Source organism: Streptomyces sp. NPDC029216, assembly GCF_040648015.1.
In the GTDB taxonomy this organism is placed as follows: Bacteria; Actinomycetota; Actinomycetes; order Streptomycetales; family Streptomycetaceae; genus Streptomyces.
Map to the genome: position 1 here is coordinate 1 of NZ_JBEZWL010000313.1, position 1,340 is coordinate 1,340.

At 69.9% G+C, this 1,340-nt stretch carries 1 protein-coding gene; it reads right to left on the reverse strand.

Going from position 1 to position 1,340, the window contains the following annotated elements:
• Window positions 1-1,138 (reverse strand): IS110 family transposase (locus AB0F18_RS39265; protein ID WP_362070349.1); only part of this gene is annotated, 1,138 nt, incomplete at its 3' end.
• Between the last annotated feature and the right edge of the window lie 202 nt (window positions 1,139-1,340).

The window sequence follows — 1,340 nt, forward strand, 5'->3', positions numbered from 1 at the left end:
GGACGCTGGCGCGTCGTCGGGCCAGGGCGATGACGGCTTGGACGTGTTTGCATCCCTCGCCGCGCTTCTTGAGGTAGAAGTCCCGGTTCGGCCCTTCCCGGATGATGCTGGTCTGCGCGGACATGTAGAAGACCCGACGCAGGCGGCGGCTGTAGCGCTTGGGCCGGTGCAGGTTGCCGGTCCGGCGGCCGGAGTCTCGCGGGACGGGCACCAGCCCGGCCGCCGAGGCGAGGTGGCCGGCGTCCGTGTAGGCCGTCAGGTCACCTGCCGCAACGACGAACTCCGCCCCGAGTATCGGGCCCATGCCAGGAACGGACTCGATGACCTCGGCCTGCGGGTGGCTGCGGAACGTCTCGCGGACCTGCTTGTCGATCCGCTTGAGCCGGTCGTCAAGGGCCAGGATCTGCGTGGCGAGATCCGCGACGATCTGGGCAGCGACGTCCTCGCCGGGCAGCGAGGTCTGCTGGGCCTGGGCGGCTTCCAAAGCGGCAGCCGCAACGGCGTCGGCGCCGCGGACACTGCGATGGGCAAGCCAGGCCGTCAGACGGGCCCGGCCACGGCGGCGGATGGCGGCCGGGGTCTGGTAGCCGGTCAGCAGAACCAGGGCGCCCTTGTGGCTGGAGTAGTCGAAAGCCCTCTCCAGAGCCGGGAAGACACCGGTCAGCACATCACGAAGCCGGTTGATCAACCGGACCCGGTCGGCGACCAGGTCGGAGCGGTGGGCGGTCAGCAGCGCGAGGTCCGCCGCCAGCTGGGCGGGCACATCGATGGCAGCGAAGTCCCGCCGCTGCCTCGACGTTTCAGCAATGACATAGGCGTCGCGGGCGTCGGTCTTGGCCTCGCCCCGGTAAGCGCCGGACATGCGGTTGACCGTGCGGCCGGGCACGTAGACGGCCCGCTGACCGTGGGCCGCGAGCAGGGCCAGCAGCAGCGCGGAAGACGTGCCGGAGATGTCCACCGCCCAGGACACCTCGCCGGCCAGCTCCAGGATCTCGCCGAGCGCGGTCAGGATCGCCGACTCGTCGTTGTCGATCTTCTTCGACCACAGGGTCGCGCCGGTCTCGTCGACCACCGTGGCCCAGTGGTGCCCCTTGCCCGCGTCGATGCCGGCCCAGACCCGGGCCCGTCGCTTGCTCACTCGCCCCTCCTCAGCTCCCACAGCATGCCGTCGGCCCGAGGAACACCCCGCTGTCATCTCCGTAATCAGCGACCAGAGCGCACATCTCAATCAGCAGCCAGGGCGCCCCGGAGAGCCGGACGGCCACTCCTCAGGAGCCACTGAAGGCAAGACCCCATAAGCCACATCCGGCCCTCCCGGGCCGCCTATCAACTTACGGAGA